14 protein-coding genes are annotated in these 22,415 nt (G+C 45.2%); 12 read left to right on the forward strand and 2 right to left on the reverse strand.

Annotation, left to right across the window (positions count from 1 at the left end):
• Nucleotides 1-143 precede the first annotated feature (143 nt).
• From AB4027_RS05635 to addA, 12 genes are all read left to right on the forward strand, one after another.
• Complete coding sequence (locus AB4027_RS05635; RefSeq protein WP_368646348.1) at nt 144-1,553, forward strand: ISLre2 family transposase; 1,410 nt, start codon at nt 144-146, stop codon at nt 1,551-1,553.
• Nucleotides 1,554-1,794: 241 nt separating this feature from the next.
• Nucleotides 1,795-3,672 carry a DNA primase gene (gene dnaG, locus AB4027_RS05640; RefSeq protein ID WP_091487256.1) on the forward strand — a complete coding sequence of 626 codons (1,878 nt, stop codon included), beginning with the start codon at nt 1,795-1,797 and terminating at the stop codon, nt 3,670-3,672.
• A gap of 25 nt (nt 3,673-3,697) precedes the next feature.
• Nucleotides 3,698-4,831: an RNA polymerase sigma factor RpoD gene (rpoD, locus tag AB4027_RS05645; RefSeq protein WP_091487258.1), complete on the forward strand. Its 1,134-nt coding sequence runs from the start codon at nt 3,698-3,700 to the stop codon at nt 4,829-4,831.
• 168 nt (nt 4,832-4,999) lie between these two features.
• Nucleotides 5,000-5,623: a 50S ribosomal protein L25 gene (locus AB4027_RS05650; protein WP_368646349.1), complete on the forward strand. Its 624-nt coding sequence runs from the start codon at nt 5,000-5,002 to the stop codon at nt 5,621-5,623.
• Between the two features lie 787 nt (nt 5,624-6,410).
• A complete protein-coding gene (locus tag AB4027_RS05655; RefSeq protein ID WP_368646350.1) occupies nt 6,411-7,325 on the forward strand; it encodes a nuclease-related domain-containing protein in 915 nt (304 codons plus the stop codon).
• A 105-nt stretch (nt 7,326-7,430) separates the two neighbouring features.
• Nucleotides 7,431-8,009 (forward strand): general stress protein, encoded by a 579-nt coding sequence (locus tag AB4027_RS05660; protein ID WP_368646351.1) that lies wholly within the window; start codon nt 7,431-7,433, stop codon nt 8,007-8,009.
• 196 nt (nt 8,010-8,205) lie between these two features.
• Nucleotides 8,206-8,940: a general stress protein gene (locus tag AB4027_RS05665; RefSeq protein ID WP_368646352.1), complete on the forward strand. Its 735-nt coding sequence runs from the start codon at nt 8,206-8,208 to the stop codon at nt 8,938-8,940.
• Between the two features lie 156 nt (nt 8,941-9,096).
• Nucleotides 9,097-9,798 carry a tRNA (adenine(22)-N(1))-methyltransferase TrmK gene (locus AB4027_RS05670; protein ID WP_368646353.1) on the forward strand — a complete coding sequence of 234 codons (702 nt, stop codon included), beginning with the start codon at nt 9,097-9,099 and terminating at the stop codon, nt 9,796-9,798.
• On the forward strand, nt 9,795-10,925 hold the full coding sequence (locus AB4027_RS05675; RefSeq protein WP_368646354.1) for a Nif3-like dinuclear metal center hexameric protein: 1,131 nt from the start codon (nt 9,795-9,797) through the stop codon (nt 10,923-10,925). The genes AB4027_RS05670 and AB4027_RS05675 overlap by 4 nt, the downstream gene beginning before the upstream one ends.
• A gap of 12 nt (nt 10,926-10,937) precedes the next feature.
• Nucleotides 10,938-12,164 (forward strand): peptidase T, encoded by a 1,227-nt coding sequence (pepT, locus tag AB4027_RS05680; RefSeq protein WP_368646355.1) that lies wholly within the window; start codon nt 10,938-10,940, stop codon nt 12,162-12,164.
• A gap of 124 nt (nt 12,165-12,288) precedes the next feature.
• Nucleotides 12,289-15,933, forward strand: coding sequence for a PD-(D/E)XK nuclease family protein (locus tag AB4027_RS05685; protein WP_368646356.1), 3,645 nt, complete (start codon nt 12,289-12,291; stop codon nt 15,931-15,933).
• Nucleotides 15,930-19,712: a helicase-exonuclease AddAB subunit AddA gene (gene addA / locus AB4027_RS05690; protein WP_368646357.1), complete on the forward strand. Its 3,783-nt coding sequence runs from the start codon at nt 15,930-15,932 to the stop codon at nt 19,710-19,712. The genes AB4027_RS05685 and addA overlap by 4 nt, the downstream gene beginning before the upstream one ends.
• Nucleotides 19,713-20,275: 563 nt before the next feature.
• Here addA and AB4027_RS05695 read toward each other — a convergent pair.
• Complete coding sequence (locus tag AB4027_RS05695) at nt 20,276-21,508, reverse strand: putative glycoside hydrolase (RefSeq protein ID WP_368646358.1); 1,233 nt, start codon at nt 21,506-21,508, stop codon at nt 20,276-20,278.
• Nucleotides 21,501-22,403, reverse strand: coding sequence for a polysaccharide deacetylase family protein (locus AB4027_RS05700; RefSeq protein WP_368646359.1), 903 nt, complete (start codon nt 22,401-22,403; stop codon nt 21,501-21,503). The genes AB4027_RS05695 and AB4027_RS05700 overlap by 8 nt, the downstream gene beginning before the upstream one ends.
• Nucleotides 22,404-22,415 lie beyond the last annotated feature (12 nt).

Genomic DNA, 22,415 nt, shown 5'->3' on the forward strand with positions numbered 1-22,415 from the left:
TTGATATGGTGCACTCCGATCACCTGCAACCTTCGAGTCTATGTGTAAAATAAATGTCGGAAGAGGGAAAACTCGACCTAGACAAAAAGAAAGAAGACCCTTAATCTAGAGATAACGACAACGCTAGAGAAAGAGGTCTTCTTATGAATGAAATTATAACAGAAATCATCGAAACGATAAAGGATTCATCCACATTTTTAGAAGGAGAATTAGCCCTGGAAAGACTTTTACAACAAGTGAATCAACAATTGCTTAGCGCAGCCTTTAAACAGATTGATTTAGAACTGCTTCCGAAATATAAAGAGCTGGGATATGAAATTGATAGTGTACCTAAGCGTACACTTCACATGACCGTTGGTCCTGTAGAGATTGCAAGACATCGCATGCGAAAAGAAGGCGAAAAAAGTGTCATTCCTTTTGATCAAGCTATCGGCCTAGAGCCACGTAAACGCCATTCTCCTCTTGTCGAAATGAAAGCAGCCCAAATAGCTTCTGATGGAACTTATCGCAAAGCCGAAGAAGCGATTGATCTGCTTACGCCGTTTTCATTGAGCCATACGACTATACATAAGATGACTCAAAAAATCGGTACAACTATTCAAGAATGGACGGATACGGCCCCTCTTCAAGACGAAACGGCTCAAAAGAACAAGACTAAGACGCCAGTACTGTTTATCGAAGGTGATGGTTTAATGCTCGCTAAAGGTAAAGAAAAGAAACGTCCTGAAATTCACCGTGTTCAGTTCCATGAAGGTGTTGAGTATAAAGGAAAACAGAAAAGGCCCGTTTTAATTAATTCAAGAATGTTCGAGAGCACTATATCGAGTTCAGAAGCATTTAAACGCGCAAGTCTATGGTTGGAATCAATCTATGACTTACGGGAAACGATTGTCATCTCTAACAGTGATGGAGGTAGTGGTTACGATGAAGATAAATTCTATCAGATTATCGGAAAATGCCAGCGTCATGAGCATTTTAGAGATGCCTATCATGTCAATGAAAAAATCAAACAACGGATGTATTTTGATAAAAACATGGAAGAGAAAATGAGGAAAGCTGTGCGTACATACAATCTGGATCTGGTTGAAGCGATTATAGCGACGACTGAGAGTCGTATCAAAGGCAACGATGAAAAAGCTACGGAATATAAAGAAGCACTTACGAGATTAAAAGCCTACCTGTATAGAAATTGGGACAGTCTTAAACCGTTAAAAATGAGAAACTTACCTGTAAACAGAGGACTAGGTGTATGTGAGAGTAATCATCGCCCTTATAGTTATCGCATGAAACGGCAAGGCCGAGGGTTTTCAGCTAAAGGTGCTGGAAATGTCGCAGCGATCATTTCTGCACGAAAGAATGGAACGTTTCTCCGAGCGCTAACCGAAAAGATTCCCGAACTATTAACGGAACTCCGACCGGAGTTCAAAGGCGCTGTACGAGCAGCTTTGAAGAAAAGCAAGACAAAACCATCAATCGGTGTGAAAATTGGAAGTATAGCTAATTACAGCTCTTCATCAAGTTCTATAGGACAGTTACAAAAAATGTTCAGTTAGAACCCTCTTTCTCAATCGTTTTGGGAGCTCAAAGAGCGATAAAACGATTGAGAAAGAGAAAAAATAAAAACAGCGTTTCAAATTTCTAGAATAAATTTCCGAGATTAACTTTACACATACCCTTCGAGTCGAATGATTTACATAACAAAGATATTTTGGTATACTAAAGATTGATTATTATAGGGTCAGTATGCTATTCTTTGACCCCTATAATGCAACAGGCCACGAAGGGGGATGAAGAATGAGTAGAATACCTGATGAAACAATTAATTCTATTCGAGAACAGACAGACATTGTTCAAGTCATTTCTCAATATCTTCAGTTAAGAAAGTCAGGACAGAATCACTTTGCATCCTGTCCTTTCCATGATGATAAGACACCATCCTTTTCAGTCAGTGAAAAGAAACAGATCTACCATTGCTTCAGCTGCGGCAGAGGCGGGAACGTCTTCAGTTTCCTTCAGGAGATCGAAGGTATTTCCTTTGTCGAAGCGGTCGGAAAAACTGCCGACCTGGCGGATATTCCTGTCGACCAGACACTGTTCGATCAGGCCGCACAGAACCGGCCGAATGCGGATTCGACCAGAGGGAAACTGCTTTCGGTCTATGAAAAAGCGGAACACTTCTATCATCATGTTCTTGTGAATACAAAAGCCGGAGAAGCGGCTTACCAGTATCTGCTGGACCGAGGCATGACTGAAGAAAGTATTGACACGTTCAAGATCGGATTTTCTCCCCCTCAGAGAGAATCTTTAAAGATGTATCTGGAAAACGAAGACTTAAGTGAAACAGAGATCCTGAAGAAATCAGGCCTGTTTTCAGATAGAGACGATGATAAATTTTATGATCGTTTCACTAACCGTATCCTTTTCCCGATCAAAGATGCCAAAGGACATACCGTTGCCTTTTCGGGACGTGCCTTTATGGATAATGAAGACGGACAGATGCGGACGGCCAAGTATATGAACAGTCCGGAAACGGAATTGTTCAACAAGCGCCGCGTCCTGTTCAACTATGACAAAGCTCGGCCGGTCATCCGTCGTGAAGGGGAAGTCCTCCTTTTTGAAGGATTTATGGATGTCATTTCAGCCTGGCAGGCAGGTGTGAGGAACGGTCTGGCAACGATGGGGACGAGCCTGACAGAAGAACAGGTCCGCACGCTCGATAAAGTAACGGATCATGTCGTGATCGCCTATGACGGTGATTCGGCAGGGCTTGAAGCAATCAAACGAGCGACTGATTTCATCGCCAATGAAACGCATTTCTCTATCGAGATCGCAGCTTTCCCGGAAAAAATGGATCCTGATGATTTTATCCAGAAAAGAGGAGCAGAAGCCTTCAAGGATTTCCTGGCACATGGCCGGGATACACTGATGAGCTTTCTGATGAAATACCACAAAAAAGAAGTCAACTTAAATAATGAAAGTGACCGGTTGAAATATATCGATACGGTTTTAAATGAACTGACACGGGTCACATCGGCTGTTGAACGGGAAATGTATCTCAATCAGCTGGCCGAAACCTTCGAATTGTCCACTGACTCTTTGAAAGAGCAGATGCACGGACATATCGTCGAAAACCAGAAAGAGCGGCGCAAACAGCAGAAAAAACGCAGTGAGAGGCAACAGACAAAGACACCTGTTCCTGAGCATCCGACTGTTGTGCTCCGTCAGAACAAACCGAAGCAGACAGCAGTCATGAAAGCTGAGAACGCCTTGCTGCATCGCTTGTTCACCAATAATGACGTCTGGCCGAAACTGAATGCTCTGGATAAAGAACTCGCATTCTCGATCGAATCAAATCAGCTCTTATTTATTCTCTACGAGGAATTTTATCATTCGCATGACCATCCGAATGTGCAGTCTTTTATCGACTTTCTGCCGGATGAAAAACTGAAGAGCAGGGCGTCTGAAATCATGTGGCTGTCTTTATCTGAAGACATCGCGCCGGGTGAGATCGAAGATTACCTGAATCTGATCTGTAACCGTCAGCCACTTGAAGACCGCATCAAAAACAAGCGGGAAGAACTGGTCGATGCCCAGCGCAGTGGAGACAAGCAAAGACAGCAATCCTTAAGTATCGAGATCATCAACTTATACCGTCAATTAAAAAATAAATAGACTAAATCAGGAGGCATGTCATTTTATGGCAAAAACAACGAAGAACAACAAGAAAAAGCCTGAAGAGAAATACGAACTTGCGGTCGTCCGTTTCATCAAAGACCTGAAGAAGAAGAAAGAGCAGACCGTTTCCTACGTCAAGATCACAGATGAACTAGCGGAACCTTTCGGACTGGAAAAAGAAAAGATGGATGATCTGGTTCAGAAACTGGAAGATGAAGGTATCGGTGTTGTGGACGAAGAGGGAAATCCGTTAACCAAACAACTCGAGAAACAAGCAAAAGAAGCTGAAAAGGCGAAAAAAGAAGAAATGATCGCTCCTCCTGGTGTGAAAATCAATGACCCTGTCCGCATGTACCTGAAAGAAATCGGGCGCGTCGATCTGTTGTCAGCGGACGAAGAAGTCTCTCTGGCTAAGCGTATCGAAGCAGGTGACACCTTGGCGAAACAGGAACTGGCAGAAGCCAACTTGCGTCTGGTCGTATCTATTGCCAAACGTTATGTCGGTCGTGGAATGAGCTTTCTGGACCTGATCCAGGAAGGTAACATGGGACTGATGAAGGCCGTTGAGAAATTCGACTATGAGAAAGGTTTCAAGTTCTCCACTTATGCGACATGGTGGATCAGACAGGCCATTACCCGTGCGATCGCCGACCAGGCCCGTACGATCCGTATCCCAGTGCATATGGTCGAAACGATCAACAAGCTTGTCCGTATCCAGCGACAACTGCTTCAGGACTTGGGTCGTGAACCAACACCTGAAGAAATCGGTGCAGAAATGGACCTGCCGACTGAAAAAGTCAGAGATATCCTGAAGATCTCTCAGGAACCTGTCTCACTTGAAACGCCGATCGGTGAAGAAGATGATTCACACTTGGGCGACTTCATTGAAGACGATGGCGCCACAAGTCCGGCAGACAATGCGGCCTACGAACTCTTGAAGAATGAACTGGAAGACGTTCTAGACACCTTGACTGACCGTGAAGAAAATGTCCTGCGCCTGAGATTCGGTCTGGACGACGGCCGTCAGCGTACACTGGAAGATGTGGGCAAGGTCTTTGGCGTTACTCGTGAGCGTATCCGTCAGATCGAAGCGAAAGCTCTGAGAAAACTGCGTCACCCAAGTCGTTCTAAACAATTGAAAGACTTTTTAGAGTAGAAATGTGCCGACAGAGAAGCAGGAAAAGCGGAAAATCGACTGTAAAGTAAAAGTTCTTGTCGCTTTTCTTTGCAATCTGTTCACAATTTTGGTATACTAATTTCTGGCTTGTTCAGTTAATGAAATATGCTATTTACTTAAAATAAAATCGTGGAAGGTGAAAATTTTATGAAATTAACAGCGACAAAACGTACTGAAACAGGAACATCTGCTTCAAGAAGAGCAAGAGAAGAAGGTAAGATCCCAGCAGCGATCTACGGAAGAGAAGTAGACACTGTATCTGTTTTATTAGACAGAAAAGACTTTGAAATGACTCTACGTGAAGTAGGATCAAACGGTGTATTCGACGTTGAAGTAGACGGAGACACATACCACGTATTCGTTAAAGAAAAAACCAACGCTGCGTTGAAACCTGAAATCTATCACGTTGACTTATTAGCCTTTACTAAAGGTCAGAAAGTCAACATGACGATCCCAGTTTATATTACTGGTGAAGAAGCCATTTCAGAAGGTATCGTATCACAATCTATCTCTGAATTAGAAGTAAGCCTTGCTCCTGCTGAAGCTCCTTCAGAATTTACTGTTGACGTTTCAGAAATGGAAATCGGCGACACGAAACACGTTTCTGATATCGAAATCGACGACAGCATCGAATTGCTTTCAGACACAGACTCAACAGTGGTATCTGTTTCAGCTCCTCAAATCGAAGAAGAGCCTGAACCAACTGCTGACGACGAAATGCCTGAACCAGAAGTTATCGGTGAAGACGAAGACGACTCTGACGAAGAATAAGCTTCTTTTAGTCAGCGTTTAACTCAATACTTTAAAGAAGACCGAGTGGTTTATGTGATCTACATAAATCATGCGGTCTTTTTGTGTCTGTTGAAACGGGCTGAACGTCCCGTTTCGTCAGCCTTGCATAGATCTGATATGACCATACGCGCCTTGAAGCGCGTATGTCCCTCATGAAAGCTTGAAGCAAAGATGAATGATCAGGTGGAGCGCCTGATCAGGACCTGATAGGTACTTATCTCAACCGTTTTTGAAAATAGCGAGTGAATTTCTGCCTACTCAGCTTAGAAGGGATAATCAGATGGCTTAAAGAAAATAACTTCTACCTACCCGACACTGTTTTTTAGCAGACTTGTCACTATAAGGGGTCACTTGTATCTGCTCATGATTTTATAGAGACTGGGGTTGACTTATATGAGGCCAATAGTGCCCAGTCAGCAGATATTGTAATTTCGGTGGTAAACAGAACACCATTCGATTGACAACCGAAAAATGAATAGGCCTTGACTGGTCACTATATCGTCCCGGTACTGCCCGCTCACTCGTTTTCAGGCGTTGAAAGGGCACAACAACAGGGATATAGAGCCAACTTAGAGGGGAATAAACTTGACTGGTCGAAAACTTTTTCAATTAGTCAAACCGACCCAACAACGTTCACTCAGTAGACTGTAAATGGACGATCCTAACGTAAAAATCCGTATGCTTATTGCGCTTCTTAAAAAAATTCGACAAATTTCATCAGTTTTTTTCTCTTTGGTAAATATATATAAACAAGGAGGAGAATATAATGGACATATTAAAAGAACGCGAGAAGTCAAAGCTGCTGCATCATCTGCAGCTCTTGGATAAACGCATGGATCTGCCGATCGACCAGAAGCGCTATCTGTATAATCTTGAAAAGGGGCTGGAGGGGGAAAGGTCTTTTGATGCACTAGTTAAAACACAAATTAATGGAGAGTGTATTGTTCTTAACGACTTACTTCTAGTCATAAACGGGACAACGATTCAGATCGATACGTTAATGATCACTGCCGAAGGGGTAAGGATATATGAAGTGAAGAATTATAAAGGCAACTATAAGATCCAGTCAGGCCGATTACTTACTTTGAGTGGTCAGGAGGTGTTGAACCCCCTGGCACAGCTCGATCGCTCATTGATCAAATTGAAACAGTTATTCCATACGCTTAATGTGGAAATAAACCTTATGGGACAAGCGGTATTTGTGAACCCATCCTTCTTTCTTTATAACGCAGACATAAACGATGCGTTTATCTATTCAGGACAACTGATAAATCACCTATCAGAGATCAGCAAAAAGATGACCCATATATCAAAAGAACATCACTTGCTGGCGGAGAAGTTAATGAAAATGCACACGACAGAAGCTGCTTATGAAAAAGAATTACCGGCTTATGATTTTCCTTCACTAAAGAAAAACGTGTTCTGTGTGGCATGCGGGAGCCCGGACATAAAGTTGACCCAAAGAAGCAGTCAGTGCCGTCAGTGTCTGACAAAAACGACGATAGAAAAAATCTGTCTGAAGAATATCGGTGACTTAAAAGTTTTGTTTCCTGACAAGACACTGACAACGGCGGTGGCAAGTGAATGGTGCGGAGAACGAATCGGCTCTAAACGAATGAGACACATTCTTAAGAACAACTTCAAACAGAAAGGACGGACCTCAGCGACTTATTATGACTAAATTTCCGGCAGGGTAAAGGCGTATAACTGTTAATTTATGTATAAACTTCCTATAATGAGTATAGAGACACAAAGCACAATCTAAATTTCACAGGAGGTCATATTGATGGTAAATTCGAACAAAACAGTGGTAGGCAGCTATCCCACTCAAGATGAAGCGCTGGATGTTGTCAGCAAACTGAAAAATGAAGGTTATCCAAAAAACGATATCATCCTGTATTCCAATGAAGAACAGTCTAATGCCCTGACGCATTACGAAGCCCATGACGTGGTGGTCGATCCGGATGACACCGCAGAAACGAAAAAGTATAAAGATGAAAAAGACCAGTCCACATGGGACAGGATCAAAGATGCGTTTGTGACAGAGACCTACGATCACGAAACCGAGAAAAAACGAGACACGTATAACCAGGATAACAATTTCCTTTATCCGTACAGAGATGACATTGCCAATGGGAATTTTGTTGTGGCGGTCGAAAACTATCGCGGTCAGCCGACAGAAAGAGCTGCCGACGCCGGGAACACATCTGCCATGCCTTCTAATACAGGCGATATCGATGACCCGGGCAACACGTCAGCCATGCCTTCCGACACAGGGCGGTCGACCGATCTGAACAAAGATATAACAACAGAGAACAGAGAATTCAATCGCGCTGATGAAACCAGAGACCGCTACAAAAGATAAATACTAGATCCCCCTTGTCTATTACCTGCTGTTTAGATCAGCAGGTAATAGACTTTTTTTGCTCTATATTAACGGGTCAGCCTTTTTGAACGTTGTTATGAGTGCTATTTCTAGAATTATAATTAGTCGTGATTTATAATGAAGTCAAGTGGGAAAAGAGATGGCCTTACTTAAATTCACAATAGGAGGAATCGTTATGCAAGAGAGAAATAAAACAGTTGTCGGAACATATGATACACGTGACGAGGCTTTGGATGTTGTCCACAAGCTGAAAGATGCAGGTTATCAGAAAGAAAATATTATTCTTTATGCAAATGAAGACGTGACCCAAACCCAGAGTGATTATGAGGCAGTTAACATCGAAGCAGATACGGCCCCAACAAGGGAAACCAGAGAAACGAATAAAGATGATCAGTCCTTATGGGAACAGATCAAAGATGCGTTTTCATCAGACACTTATGATCACGATGTACGGAAAAGAAATGAAGCCTATAATCAGGAAGACGATCTGCTTTATCCATACAGAGACGATATAAAGAATGGCAAAGTCGTCATTGTGCTGGACGGCTACAACGGTGAGGACTTGAACAGATACAACGCTGCCAGAAATGTCGGAGACAGCGATAAAGAGTTTGACCATGGCACACCTGAAACCACACCTGTGACGACGACTGAAGATTCAGTGAGAGACAATGATCTTGATAACGAGACCACTAACATGAATACGAGTGATACGACTAAAAAGAAAAATAATCTGGATAATTACAAAGGTGTCAGAGACACAGAGCCTGACACGAAAGTCAATCCAAGTGGCGGTAAACGTGATGTGACTAAAACAGATCACAATACGAGTGGAGACATCAATGATCCGCTGACCGATGGACGTGACTTCTCACGAGAAGATGACGATATGGATGCCTACAAAAAATAATAGTCACTAACTAGTGTTTGGAGTCTATTGCCTGATGAGAGAAACAGGCAATAGACTTTTTTACTTAAACAACTTTACTGTAAAAAGATACGTCTCTCTTTTCAATTCTATAGAAAAACTGGTAAAATAAAGAGAGTAGAATATAAGAGGTGACCTATGAATTCAGTAAATTTATCCAAACGGCTCCAAATCGTAGCCGACTGCGTTGACAAAGGGGCAAGACTTGCCGATATCGGTTCCGATCACGCCTACTTGCCGTGTTATCTGGCACAGAACAAACAGATCGACTGTGCTGTTGCAGGTGAAGTCGTCGAAGGACCTTTTTTGAATGCCGTAAATGAAGTGTCCAGTTTGAACCTGGAAGAAACCGTGAGTGTACGTTTAGGCGATGGGCTCCAAGTCTTAAATGACTTTGACAATATCACCACCATCACGATCGCAGGTGTCGGTGGACCATTGATCGTGCGTATCCTTGAAGAAGGCAAGCAGCTGCGCAAACGAACGGGACAGGAAACGCTGATCCTTCAGCCGAATGTGAACGAACAAACAGTCCGCGAGTATCTGATGAGAGAGTCTTATGCCATCACAGCTGAAACGATTTTAGAGGAAAACGGTAAGCGCTATGAGATCATTAAAGCGAAACCGGCAGATGAAAAAACGGCTTATAACGAGAAAGACTTGTTGTTCGGACCATTCCTTCGTCAGGAAAAATCGCCCGTCTTCATAGCTAAATGGGAAAGTGAAGCTAAAAAAACGGCTTATGTCATTGGGCAGATGGAAAAAGCTGAACAAAAAGATGAAGAAAAACTAGAAGAACTGAATAAAAAGCTGAATTTAATCGAGGAGATGATCAAGTGAGTAACGTGAGTGTTTCAGATGTCATCGCGGAAATCGATCGCTTAGCACCACCTGACTTGGCTGAAAGCTGGGACCCCATCGGTTTATCCTTTGGAAGCACAAAGCAGAGCGTCAAACGTGTGCTCATCGCTCTGGACGTGGATAAAGATACGATCGAAGAGGCGAAGCAGAAACAGGCTGATCTGATCGTGACCCATCATCCGGCTATTTTCACTTCCCAGAAAACACTGAATCAGGAAGATGAACGAAGAAAACAGTACATCGACTTGATCAAATCCGATATTGCCGTCTATTCTGCCCATACCAATCTGGATGCGGCAGCCGGCGGGATGAACGACTGGCTGGCGGACAGCTTAGGTATCAGAGAAACGGGCCGTCGCGTCATGTCGGTGAGTGTGCAGCGCGGTTTCAAGAAGCTGGCTGTATATGTTCCGGATTACGCGTCAGATAACGTCCGCAAAGCTCTCCATGCAGTCGGAGCCGGTAAAATCGGCGCGTACACAGACGTTTCCTATACGCTGAGTGGTTATGGCCGTTTTACGCCGCAGGAGGGCGCAGACCCGACAGAAGGCGAGATCGGTAAAGAAGAACGCATCCATGAAGAGCGCATAGAAATGATGATCAAAGACGCTGATGTCATGAAAAGTATCGCGGCATTGAAAGCCGCTCATCCTTACGAAGAACCGGTGTACGATATATTTACGCTCGAGTATCAGTCGGAGCCCTTTGGCTTTGGTCGTGTGGGTGATCTGAATGAACCTCTTTCCGCATCGGACCTTGCTGAGAAAGTGAACGAGCAGTTTGACGTTGACGGCGTGAGATACGGATCGGTGGATGCAGACAGAAAACACACCCAAATAGCGGTCCTTGGAGGATCCGGTGAAAAATACTATAAAGAAGCGCTCAACAAAGGGGCGACACTTTATGTGACGGGAGATATTTCCTATCATGGTGCACAGGACATGCTGAGGGACGGTCTGGACTTTATCGATGCCGGCCATTACATGGAAGCCATCGCTGTACCGAAACTTTATGAGTACCTGAATCAGTGCAAAAAGGAAAACCAGTGGGACATAGAAATACTGAAAGCAGAAACACAGAAAGACGTATTTACTTATATCAAATAGAGGCGGGATAAAATGTACAAGAACTTAGTCGAGCGTTTTTTAGAATATGTCAAAATCGAAACACAGTCAGACAGCTCATCAACAACGGTTCCCTCAACTCAGTCACAGGTCGAATTTGCCAAGAAACTGATGAAAGATTTACAAGAGATCGGTATGGAAGAAGTCGAGTACAATGATGAAAACGGGTTTGTAACAGCCACACTGCCGTCAAACACGGACAATGATGTCCCGGTCATCGGCTACATCGCCCATATGGATACGGCCGACTTCAATGCTGAGAACGTGAATCCTCAGATCCATGAGAACTACGACGGCGGAGAGATCGTCCTGAATAAAAAAATGGGCGTGAAACTGTCACCGAAGGACTTTCCGAATATGAACAACTACATTGGTCAGACACTGATCACCACGGATGGAACGACGCTGCTTGGATCCGACGACAAGTCAGGTATCGTGGAAATTTTTGCCGCCATGGAACATCTGATCAATAACCCGGACATCAAGCACGGCAAGATCCGTATCGCCTTTGGGCCGGACGAAGAGATCGGTGTCGGCGCAGACAAATTTGACGTGGATCACTTTGCCGCAGATTTTGCTTATACGATCGACGGCGGACCGGTCGGCGAGCTGGAGTACGAAAGCTTCAATGCCGCTGGTGCCAATGTCCTGATCCAAGGGAAGAACGTCCACCCCGGTACAGCTAAAGGAAAGATGGTCAACGCACTGAAACTGGCTATTGCTTTCGACGAAGCTTTGCCTAGTCAGGATGTCCCTGAAGAAACAGAAGACAGAGAAGGTTTCTTCCATCTCCTGGGAATAACAGGAACAGTGGAGGGGGCGTCAATGAACTATATCATCCGTGATCACGACAGAGAATTGTTCATCAAACGCAAACAGCTGATGCGTGATATCGCGATCCGCTTGAATGCGCCGTTTGAAGAAGAACGTGTCAAAGTGATCATGAAAGATTCTTACTACAATATGCGTGAAGTCATCGAAAAAGACATGCGACCCGTCGAACTGGCTGATAAAGCCATGAGGAACCTGGATATCGAACCCGACGTCAAACCGATCAGAGGCGGGACGGACGGCTCTAAAATCTCATTTATGGGTCTGCCGACGCCGAATATTTTTGCCGGTGGAGAAAACTTCCATGGCCGTTACGAATTTGTGGCTGTTGAAAGTATGGAAAGAGCGACAGATGTCCTTGTTGAAATCGCACGTCTGGCAGCTGAATAAGCTTAATAACGGATCGAAAGGATCGAAAGCCGAGATGCTTTCTTTCCTTTCTTCTTTTATGCTTTTATGAATCGGACGATCTGCCATTAAAAAGACCCATCAGGATAGAGAAAGGCGTGTTGATATGAGTTTGCAGTTTATTTTGGGACGGTTACATACAAACAAGAAAGCACACATTTACAGTCAGCTTGTGGAATGGTCCCGTGAAGACAGTGATAACCAGGTCTTTTATCTCGTCCCGGATCACATCAAATTTGAGTCTGAGATGAATATCCTGGAATACATCAAAACCACTCAGTCAGACAAGGAGAGGAATGAACAGTATGCCGGGATGATCAATCTGCAGGTATTCAGTTTCAGTCGACTGGCCTGGTATTATCTTCAGGACACGGCCATATTCAGCCATTCGCAGTTAACAGAGACTGGACTGTCCATGCTTATACGCAAGATACTGAAAGAAAATGAAGAAGACCTGACCATATTCAGAGGTGAAAGCCATCAGCAGGGATTCGTGGATAAAACCACGACCTTATTTATGGAAATGAGAAATGGACGTGTCCATCCTGAAGACCTGGAAGAGCTCTTCATACATGAATGGTCAGATGAAGCAGGGAACAGCGACCTGAGACTTAAACTGACAGATATCAAGAGATTATACGAAGCATTCATGGATCAGCTCATCGGGAAATATATCGAGAAAGAAGATGTTCTTGAGGCACTGATCCAGGAAGTGAAACAGAGAGATATGTCTCAAACGCGTATCATCATCGAACATTTCAACAGTTTCTCCGCACAGGAACAGGCCCTGATCCTTGAACTCGTCGAGCAGGCACAGGATGTCAAAGTGTCACTGATCCTGGATAAAAAACATGCGGTCGAACCGCCTGAATTGACTGACTTCTTTTATGAAACCGGAATGACCTATTATCGTTTGTACCAGCAGGCACGTGAACGGCGTCTTCAGATCCAGCATGATGTCGTACTGAACGAAGCCAGCAGTGAGCACTGCAGTGAACTGAATGTACTGGAAGAGTATTGGGTCGACAGTTTTGACCTGTCACCGGAGAAGACCTTGCCTCAAGATGTTCCTATGGATCAATGCATTGAAATAAGGGCGGCAGAGAACAAACAGGCCGAAGTGTTGCATGCGGCAACTACGATAAAACAGCTGGTTGCTAAAGACAACTACCGATACAAAGACATCCTGGTGGTGTCCCGTGTGCTGGACGATTACAAGCGGATGCTGGAAGCGACCTTTGCTGAAAATGAGATCGAATTGTTCGTGGATCAGGCCGATCACATGTCAGGCCATGCCCTAGTCGAGGCGATACAAAGTCTGTTCCTGATACACAAACGCTACTGGCGCTATGATGATATCATGAGGTTCTTAAAAACCGAGCTCTTTATTCCTTTGAACGAAAACGAACAGCTGCCGAAAGACAACGTAGAGAAACTGGCATTCTGGAACGACAAAGCAGAAGAGTGGCGTACGCGACTGGATATTCTAGAGAACGTCATGCTGGCCTATGGCTATGAAGGACGCGAGTGGGTCGAAGACAAAGAGTGGATCTATGCCCGTTTCCATCTGGAAGAAATGGATGAACAGCTGGATGCGGACAAACAGATGCAGCGTCAGGCCAACGCGGCTAAAGATCAAGTCCGCGATATCCTGCTGCCGTTTTATCAGCGGCTGTCAAAGATAGAAACAAACCGCGAGGCTGCCCGCCTGTTGTACCAGTTCCTTGATGAGCAGGGCTTCAATGATCAGCTGCTGTACTGGCGTGACCAGGCGATCGAGCAGGGGGAACTGGAAAATGCCAGAAAGCACGAACAGGTCTGGCAGACATTCATCCAGCTCCTTGATGAATTCGTCGATGTCTTAGGCGATGAACCGTGGGATATGGATTCTTTCCTGTCTATTCTGGAAACAGGATTCGAACAGGCGACTTACAGCATCGTGCCGCCGAGCATCGACCAGGTCATGTTCACTAACTTCGATAAATCAAGGATCAACACGAAAAAAGTCGTGCTCATTCTTGGCATGACCGATACCCAGCTGCCTATGAGCCAGGAAAATGACTCCATTTTGACGGACGAAGACAGAGAAGCCTTATCGGTCTACTTACCGGACGACAAGTATTTAGCACCGACAACGAGCGGGCGCCTGGCGAGTGAACCTTTTGCAGCTTACACAGCTTTCATGAATGCTTCCGAGCGACTGATTTTCAGTTATCCGGTCAAGAATGACGGGTCCGGAGACAATCAGCTGAGTCCGTACATCGAACGGATCAGCCGTCATCTGAATGTTCCAGTAAAACAGATCAAAGCAGAACCCGGGAGCCTGACAGAGGAATCATTCGAGACCCTCCTTTCCTTTGTAGGGTCGCGCAGGGAGACGATGGGGCATCTCGTGAATGTTTTACGGGAAGGGATCGACAAAGAACATCAGCCGTCACTTTTCTGGATAAAACTTTATCAGTCACTCTTTAAAGACGCGAATCCGATCGAACGGAAAATATTGAGTAGTCTGGAGTATTCTAATGTACCTAAACGACTCCACCGCGAACTGGCGGAGGAACTATACGGAAAGGATCTGTACCTTTCTGTGTCACAGCTTGAGAGTTTTTACCTTGATCCTTATAGTCATTTCCTGCGTTATGGACTGAAACTGAAAGAACGGACCGTTCAGGAACTGACCCCGGCAGAAACTGGGACATTTTTCCATGATGCTCTGGACAGTATATTCAAAAGCATCGTGAACCGGAACTTGAATATGAGCGACCTTAATGACAAGACACTCAATGAGCTGACCGACGAAGTACTCCAGGAGCTGTATGAGAAAAATAAATTCCGGCTGCTTTCCATGTCGAATCGGATGAAGTTTATCCGCAGGCAGTTGAGTGACACTATCAGACAGATGATGTGGGCGATCGCCAATCAGTCACGCCGGTCACGCATGGCGCCGCAGCAATCGGAAGTGCTTTTCGGACGTATTGCAACCAAACAGGGCGTCCCAGGACTGACTTTTCCTTTAAATAACGGAGGAAAACTCCATGTCCGTGGAAAAATCGACCGTCTGGATGCGATGGAGATCGATGATCAGCTCTATATCAGTGTGGTCGATTATAAATCAGGAGATAAAAAGCTCGAATTTGATGAGATCTATCATGGTCTCATGATGCAGCTGCTGACTTATCTGGATACAGCAGTTGAGCATTCTGAAGAATTATTCGGCAGAAAAGCCAAACCGGCGGGGGCCTTTTACGCCCAAGTTAAAAACCCGCTGCTTGACGGACGTTCAGTGAAAAATAAGGACTGGCTGGAAGAAATGCTGAAGCAGTTCAAAATGAAAGGCATTCTTCTTAATGAGGATGATCTGCTTTCAAGTATAGATAAGACACTGGATAACGGGGTATCATCGCTGGTCTATCCGTTGAAGAAACTGGTGAAAGGTCAGCTTCGAGGCTCGTTTATTACTCTGGATGACCTGGAGCTGCTCTTGAAGCACCACCGGACCAAAATAAGAGAAGCTGGTAACCTGATCCTGTCCGGTGAAAATCAGCTGGCACCTTTTTACGAGAAGAAAGGACGCACACCTACGACTGTCGGAGGGGAATATCATCCGATCTCCCAGTTTGATGTATTGCTTCCAGGCAACCAGAACTACTACCGTAATCTGCCTAAGATCAAAGACCAGAGTGAGCTGATCGATAAGCTCAAATTGAAGTACCAGATTATCGAACCAGCAAAGGGGGATGATGAAGGATGAAAACCATACCTGAAAAACCGGAAAACACGCAATTTACTGATCACCAGTGGCAGGCGATCCATGATGAAGGCAAGAACCTTTTAGTCTCTGCTTCGGCCGGATCGGGAAAAACGACCGTCCTCGTCCAGCGGGTGATCGAAAAGATAAAAAGTCGTACAGATATCAATGAGTTACTGGTCGTCACCTATACTAATGCAGCTGCGAGAGAGATGAAGCAGCGTATCCAGTCAGCGATCCAGAAAGAAATAAACGAGACCAGGGATGTAGATCAGAAACATCATCTGATCCGACAGATCCCCATGCTGGGACATGCAGATATCTCCACCCTCCATTCATTCTGTCTGAAAGTGATTCGGCGCTATTATTACCTGATCGACTTTGATCCCGTCTTCCGACTACTGACGGATGATACGGAGATCGCTTTGATGAAAGAAGATGTCTGGGATGACCTGCGTGAAGAGTTATATGGCCATGATAATGAGTTGTTCGAAGAACTTGCAGCGGCTTATTCTAGTGATAAAAACGATGACGGCATGACTGATCTAATTCTGTCACTGTATGAATTCTCACGGGCCAATCCTGATCCGCTGGAATGGCTGGCGGGACTGAGTCAGATGTATGCCGTTGAAGGAAATGATCTAGGACAGAGTTTCGTTTTCCAGAAGCTCATCAAAGCTCAGCTTTTAAGTACGCTATACAGCAACAAAGAACTGTTGGATGATGCAATCACTATGGCTATTGGCGAAGAAGAACTCGGTAAAACGCTCGGTATATTGGAAGATGATCTCACTCATATCAACGCTTTGGAGTCACTTGTAACTGACAACAAACTACAGGAAGCTTATGCTCTCAGTGAAACTTTCAGTCACAGCAGATGGTATGCGCCAAATAAAAAAGACACCCCAGAAGCGGTGAAAGAAGCCGGTAGAGAGATGAAACCTTTCAGAGACAAGGCGAAAGATATGTATACAGACATGGTCAACGATGTGTTCTCGTTTTCTCCGGATGAACAACTGGATAACATGTCCAAAGTCGGCAAGTTAGTAGAAGAAATGGCTCGTGTCGCGACCCTTTTTTATGAACGCTATCAGGCTCACAAAGCTGACAGGAAAGTGCTGGACTTTAATGACCTCGAGCATCTGACGCTGCGGATATTGTCAGAGCAGACCGCGGAGGGCAAAGTCGCTTCTGAAGCAGCCAAGCATTACCGCCATCAGTTTAAAGAAGTCATGATCGACGAATACCAGGATATCAACCAGATCCAGGAAGAGATACTCAAATGGGTCACAAAACCGGACCCTAGAAATGGGAATCAATTCATGGTCGGGGACGTCAAGCAATCGATTTATTCTTTCCGTCTGGCAGACCCGAGCCTCTTTATCGATAAGTATGAACGCTATGCTACGAAAGAGGCAGGTGAACGGATCATCCTCGCCGAGAATTTCCGTTCACGTAAGGATGTTCTGTCCTTCACCAACTTCGTGTTCGACCAACTGATGGATAAAGAAGTCGGAGACCTGACCTACGATGATTCGGCAAAACTGATCAATGGCTTTACCGCCTTTCCAGATTCTGATGATTTTCAGACGGAGATCCTGATCTATGAATCGAAAGAAGAAGAGTCTGAAGCAGAGGACGAACCGGAAGCCTTGTCGACGTCTTTCAATATCGATACGAAAACTAAAGGTGAACTCTTTATGGTGGCCAACAAGATACTCGAAATGCTGGCTGAAGGGTATGAAGTTTACGATAAAAAATCCCAGGTCATGCGGCCGTTGGAGCTGAAAGACATCGTCCTTTTGACACCGACAAAGAAAAACAATCTGGATATCCAGGATATTTTCAAACAGTTGGGTATACCAACAGCGGTGAAAGATACACAGAATTACTTCCAGACCACTGAAATAACGATCATGATGTCGATACTTAAGATCATTGATAATCCGCAGCAGGATATTCCGCTGGTGGCAGTCCTGCGTTCACCGATCGTTGGCTTGGATGAAGTGGAGCTGACCCGTATCCGGATCATCAACAAACAGTCGTCTTACTTCGACGCTTTGACACAGTTTGCCGACAAAGACGACTGGCAGGACATCAAAAACATCGAACTGCAGGCAAAAGTACAGAAATTCTTAGCCATGCTTGAGAACTGGCGCAAACAGTCACGCCGGCAGTCGCTGATCGATCTGATCTGGATGATCTTTGAAGACACCGGCTTCCTGCATTATGTCGGTGGGATGAGTTCCGGCAGACAGCGCAAAGCCAATCTGCATGCCTTGTATGAACGGGCAGCCGCTTATGAGAAGACCTCTTTCAAGGGTCTGTTTCAGTTTATCCGCTTCATTGAAAAAATGCAGAAGAAAGACAAGGACCTGGCGGAACCGCAGGCAATCTCCGACAGCGAGAATGCTGTTCGCGTCATGACGATCCACGCCAGTAAAGGGCTGGAATTCCCGATCGTGTTCGTGCTGGATATGACGAAACAGTTCAATGTCAGAGATGCGCAGGGGGCGACGGTTTTTGACGAAGAATACGGCGTAGGGGCAGAGTACCGTGATTTGAAAACACGTGAGAAGAAAACGACACTGCCTGAAAAAGCGCTGAAATACAAAAAGAAAACCAAGCTGTTGTCTGAACAGATGCGTGTGCTTTATGTTGCACTGACACGTGCGGAACAGAAACTCCTGCTGGTTGGCTCATACAAGAATGAAGAGGCGGCCCTTGAACGGTGGGGACTGGTCGGCGGTCATCCCAAACGCGTCCTGCCTTCTGATATGCGTCTGGGTGCCCGCGGTTTCATGGACTGGATCGGTTTCAGTATCATCCGGCATGAACAGATGGATGAATCACGTTCGATCGCCGCACAAAATAATGAGATCCATCATTACGATACGTCCTTTGATGTGCATTTTTATTCGCAGGAAGAGCTGGAAGAAGCCTTGCTGTCCCATCAGAAATCAGAAACGTCTGACTGGTATCCGAAGCTGAAAGAAGGCACGATCAAAGCGCAGGCCGATGAAGAAATCAAGCAGGCAGTGGAAGAAGCGGTCATGCTGATGAACAAGCCTTATGCTTATCAGATCGCCACCCAGACGACTAGCTATCAGTCGGTTTCAGAAATTAAGCGGCTGTTTGAAGAACCGGACGATGGTCAAATGGTCAAGATCGATGTCACAAAGCCGAGACAAGTCAATCGGTATGTCGAAGATCAGTTGAGCCGGCCGTCCTTTATTCAGGAAGACCTGAAGCCGACACCGGCCGAAGTGGGGCAGGCCACTCACCTGGTGCTGCAGACGCTGGACTTGAGTGAGAAACCGGCAAGTGCTTCTGTTTATGCTGTCATCAATCGTTTAGTAAAGGAAAATGTGTTCACACCTGAACTGGCGAAACTGATACGTACAGAAGAGATCCTCAGTTTCTTTAAAACAGCGTTTGGAGAGTACATCATTGAACACTCTGAAGACATGAAGCGAGAAGTGCCCTTCTCGCTGCTCATGGAAGCACAGGATATCTTCCACGATATGGAAGCGCTGGATGATCATGTGCTTATCCACGGGATCATCGACGGCTATATCGAAAAGGAAGACGGCATCATTCTGTTCGACTACAAAACGGACCGGGTCGCGCATTTAGGTCAGATGGCAGGGGACGAAATGCTCAAAAAGTATCGCGGCCAGCTGACACTCTATAAGCGGGCATTGGAATCGATCCTTAAAAAGCCTGTCCTGGAGTCCCATCTTGTGATGCTTGACATCAGTGAAACGGTACGGGTGAATTAATTAGTATCTAAAAAGCGAGCCGATTCTTAATTTCACAGAATCGGCTCGCTTTTTGCCTGTCTAGAAAAAGACAGGCAGGCATATATCTAGAACTCGGCAAAGAGATGAGTTTTGGGCTGCCATTATGACGAATGATAATCCTGATTCAGTGACAGTTCTTCCTATGAGTTCCTATTATACCGGCTGTTAGCCCAAACCCAGCGATATCTTTTCTTTTGAGATGCCATTATAACGACAGATAACCTGAATTCAGTGTCATTTTTCATTTTGAGTTACTACTATAACGTCTGATAACCTTAATTCAGTAATAAGGACCATCACGAGTTCCTATTATAAGGATTGATAACCCTATCTCAGTGATCAGACTCGCCCCGAGTTGCTGTGAGAGTTATCAAATCCGCCCAATCTATAATGAATGATTAGGCTTTAGCCTAATCAGGACCGCATGGATTATCATGGCAGTGTTTTTGGGCTATTTAAAAGTGAGGAAAGAAGAAACCTGAAGTTTTTAATCCAAGAAAAAAGCTGAGACCGAGGTCTCAGCTTTCCTTATAGCATTACATTTAGTCGAAACTGTATTGTGCACCTTCAGAATAAGTGTTGGCAGCGTCCCAGAGCAGGAATTCATTGACGCCGTAATCGTTCAGGGCGCGGATCTGTTCGCTCACTTCCTGAGCACCATAGTTCTTATACCAGCCGGAGCCTAAATAAGAAGCAGTAAAGTCCTGGATCCATGGACGGGAGACCGGCGCTTTTTCGCCAAGGTTATCTAAAACTTCATTCTCATGGTCCATATAGTTGGCAACAACATTGTAAGGTTCCAGATCGGGTTTAGCTATGCCGAGTGAACCGGGACCCCAGTGACTCGGATAGATCATCGAAGAGATGACATCGACATTCTCGGAAATACGGGAGAAGTTCTGACCGATGCCGGGAGCTTCCGGTACGGTTGCTGAGTAGCCGAAAATATCGACAGATACATCGACATCAAAAGCTTCCAGTTCTTTTCTGGCATACGCAACAAAGTCCGTGACAGCTTCCACACGCTGCTGGACATTATCCATATCATCGCCTGCGTAGTCGCCGCGGGAATAATCGAGTTCTTCATCACGCAGTTCGAACCCTTCAGGGAAACGGACGTAGTCGAACTGAATATCTTTGAAGCCCATCATCGCTGCCTGTTTAGCAATTTCAACATTGTAGTCCCAGACTTCTTTCTGGAAGGGGTTGACGAAACTGTGGCCGGCACGGTTTGACCAGACAGAGCCGTCAGGATTTCTGAAGGACAAATCAGGACGTTCTTTAGCCAGGCGCGAATCTTTGAAGACGACGATACGAGCGATCGGGTAGATCTCGTTTTCTTCTAGATGAGACATCAAGCCTTCCGGATCGATCCAGTTAGTGGAAAACTTATTGACCAGTTCATGGTCAGATTCGAGCGGCATCGTAATATCGCCATTGTCTTCTTTTATATCAATGACCATCGCGTTCAGGTCAGTTGAATTAAGCAAATTGGTCAACGGCTCCATGCGCGCACCACCGGCAGAGTGAGCCGTAACGAATACACCTTTGACCCCATCTTCGGGATAGGCGATATCAACGCCACTGTCATACTTGAACTGACTTGGGAATGTTTCAGGTACCCTAAGTAAAGGTTCCGTGTTGACCGTTAAGTAGGTCGTTTCCACAGCTTCGGTTTCCGAAGATTCATCCGCATGGACAATTGTATTGGCGATCCCACTTAAGGCTAAGACAGCCGCAGAACCCATGAACGTTTTTTTCAGTAATTTAGTCATGACTCATTTCCTCGCTTTCGCTTTCTCCAGACTGGATCAGTTCTGGATCCAGCAGTTCGTAATCTTTTTCTCTCAAGCCGTCGATAATAGCAGGGGTGGCTTCTTTGGTCCACTCCCGGTCATGCATGAGCAGGTTGGACCCTGATACGAGAAGGTTCGTATTGGTCATGATGTCAGCTAAAGCCTCGGCATTCTGATAATCGGCTTCCCAGTCATAACCGTATGTCCAGTTCATCAGCGCCATACCGTCTTCTTTGACCACTTCTTTAGAGTAATCGGTGTTCTGGCCAAAAGGAGCTCTGAAGAAACGGGGACGTACGCCGATGATTTCTTCGACTAGGTCACTGGTTTTAAGTATTTCTTCTTTCTGCTTTTCTTCAGATAAAGAAGGCAGGCTTGGATGCGTGTGGGAATGGTTCCCGATCGCAAAGCCCATTTCATGGATTTCCTTCAGCATGTCTTTGCCTTCATCGCTTTCAAGATACATCCCATTGACAAAGAAAATCGCCGGGGCATCTTTTTCAGCTAAAACGCGTGCGATTTCTACCGCATGCTTGTCCGGGGCATCATCATAGGTCAAGAGGGCGACCTTCTTGTTGGCCTCTTTGCCATCCAGCACATTGATGTAGGCAAAATTGTCACTTACTTCATATAAGTATTCGGGCGCTTCCACCACTTCACTATCTTCATCTGATTCTTCATCAGTATTTTCTTCCAGTTCTTCTGTTTCTTCGTCAGACATTTCGTCGTCTGTCTCCGTTGAGACTTCTTCGCCGGAAACATCTTCTTGTGTCGCTTCTTCGTCAGTTTCTGGGGTTTCTTCGCTTTCTGCCGCTTCACAGGCCGTCAAAACAAGGGTGGAAGCAAGCAGGGTAGAGAGTATCAGTTTTTTCATCAGTCAGTCTCC

Source organism: Alkalibacterium putridalgicola, from assembly GCF_040959045.1.
Taxonomy (GTDB): domain Bacteria; phylum Bacillota; class Bacilli; order Lactobacillales; family Carnobacteriaceae_A; genus Alkalibacterium; species Alkalibacterium putridalgicola.

What these genes read in the sequence shown, in the direction of transcription:
- AB4027_RS05635 (WP_368646348.1), top strand. Translation starts at nt 144, where the DNA reads ATGAATGAAATTATAACAGAAATCATCGAAACGATAAAGGATTCATCC.
- dnaG (WP_091487256.1), top strand. Translation starts at nt 1,795, where the DNA reads ATGAGTAGAATACCTGATGAAACAATTAATTCTATTCGAGAACAGACA.
- AB4027_RS05660 (WP_368646351.1), top strand. Translation starts at nt 7,431, where the DNA reads ATGGTAAATTCGAACAAAACAGTGGTAGGCAGCTATCCCACTCAAGAT.
- addA (WP_368646357.1), top strand. Translation starts at nt 15,930, where the DNA reads ATGAAAACCATACCTGAAAAACCGGAAAACACGCAATTTACTGATCAC.
- AB4027_RS05665 (WP_368646352.1), top strand. Translation starts at nt 8,206, where the DNA reads ATGCAAGAGAGAAATAAAACAGTTGTCGGAACATATGATACACGTGAC.
- rpoD (WP_091487258.1), top strand. Translation starts at nt 3,698, where the DNA reads ATGGCAAAAACAACGAAGAACAACAAGAAAAAGCCTGAAGAGAAATAC.
- AB4027_RS05700 (WP_368646359.1), bottom strand. Translation starts at nt 22,403, where the DNA reads ATGAAAAAACTGATACTCTCTACCCTGCTTGCTTCCACCCTTGTTTTG.
- AB4027_RS05670 (WP_368646353.1), top strand. Translation starts at nt 9,097, where the DNA reads ATGAATTCAGTAAATTTATCCAAACGGCTCCAAATCGTAGCCGACTGC.
- AB4027_RS05695 (WP_368646358.1), bottom strand. Translation starts at nt 21,508, where the DNA reads ATGACTAAATTACTGAAAAAAACGTTCATGGGTTCTGCGGCTGTCTTA.
- pepT (WP_368646355.1), top strand. Translation starts at nt 10,938, where the DNA reads ATGTACAAGAACTTAGTCGAGCGTTTTTTAGAATATGTCAAAATCGAA.
- AB4027_RS05650 (WP_368646349.1), top strand. Translation starts at nt 5,000, where the DNA reads ATGAAATTAACAGCGACAAAACGTACTGAAACAGGAACATCTGCTTCA.
- AB4027_RS05655 (WP_368646350.1), top strand. Translation starts at nt 6,411, where the DNA reads ATGGACATATTAAAAGAACGCGAGAAGTCAAAGCTGCTGCATCATCTG.
- AB4027_RS05685 (WP_368646356.1), top strand. Translation starts at nt 12,289, where the DNA reads ATGAGTTTGCAGTTTATTTTGGGACGGTTACATACAAACAAGAAAGCA.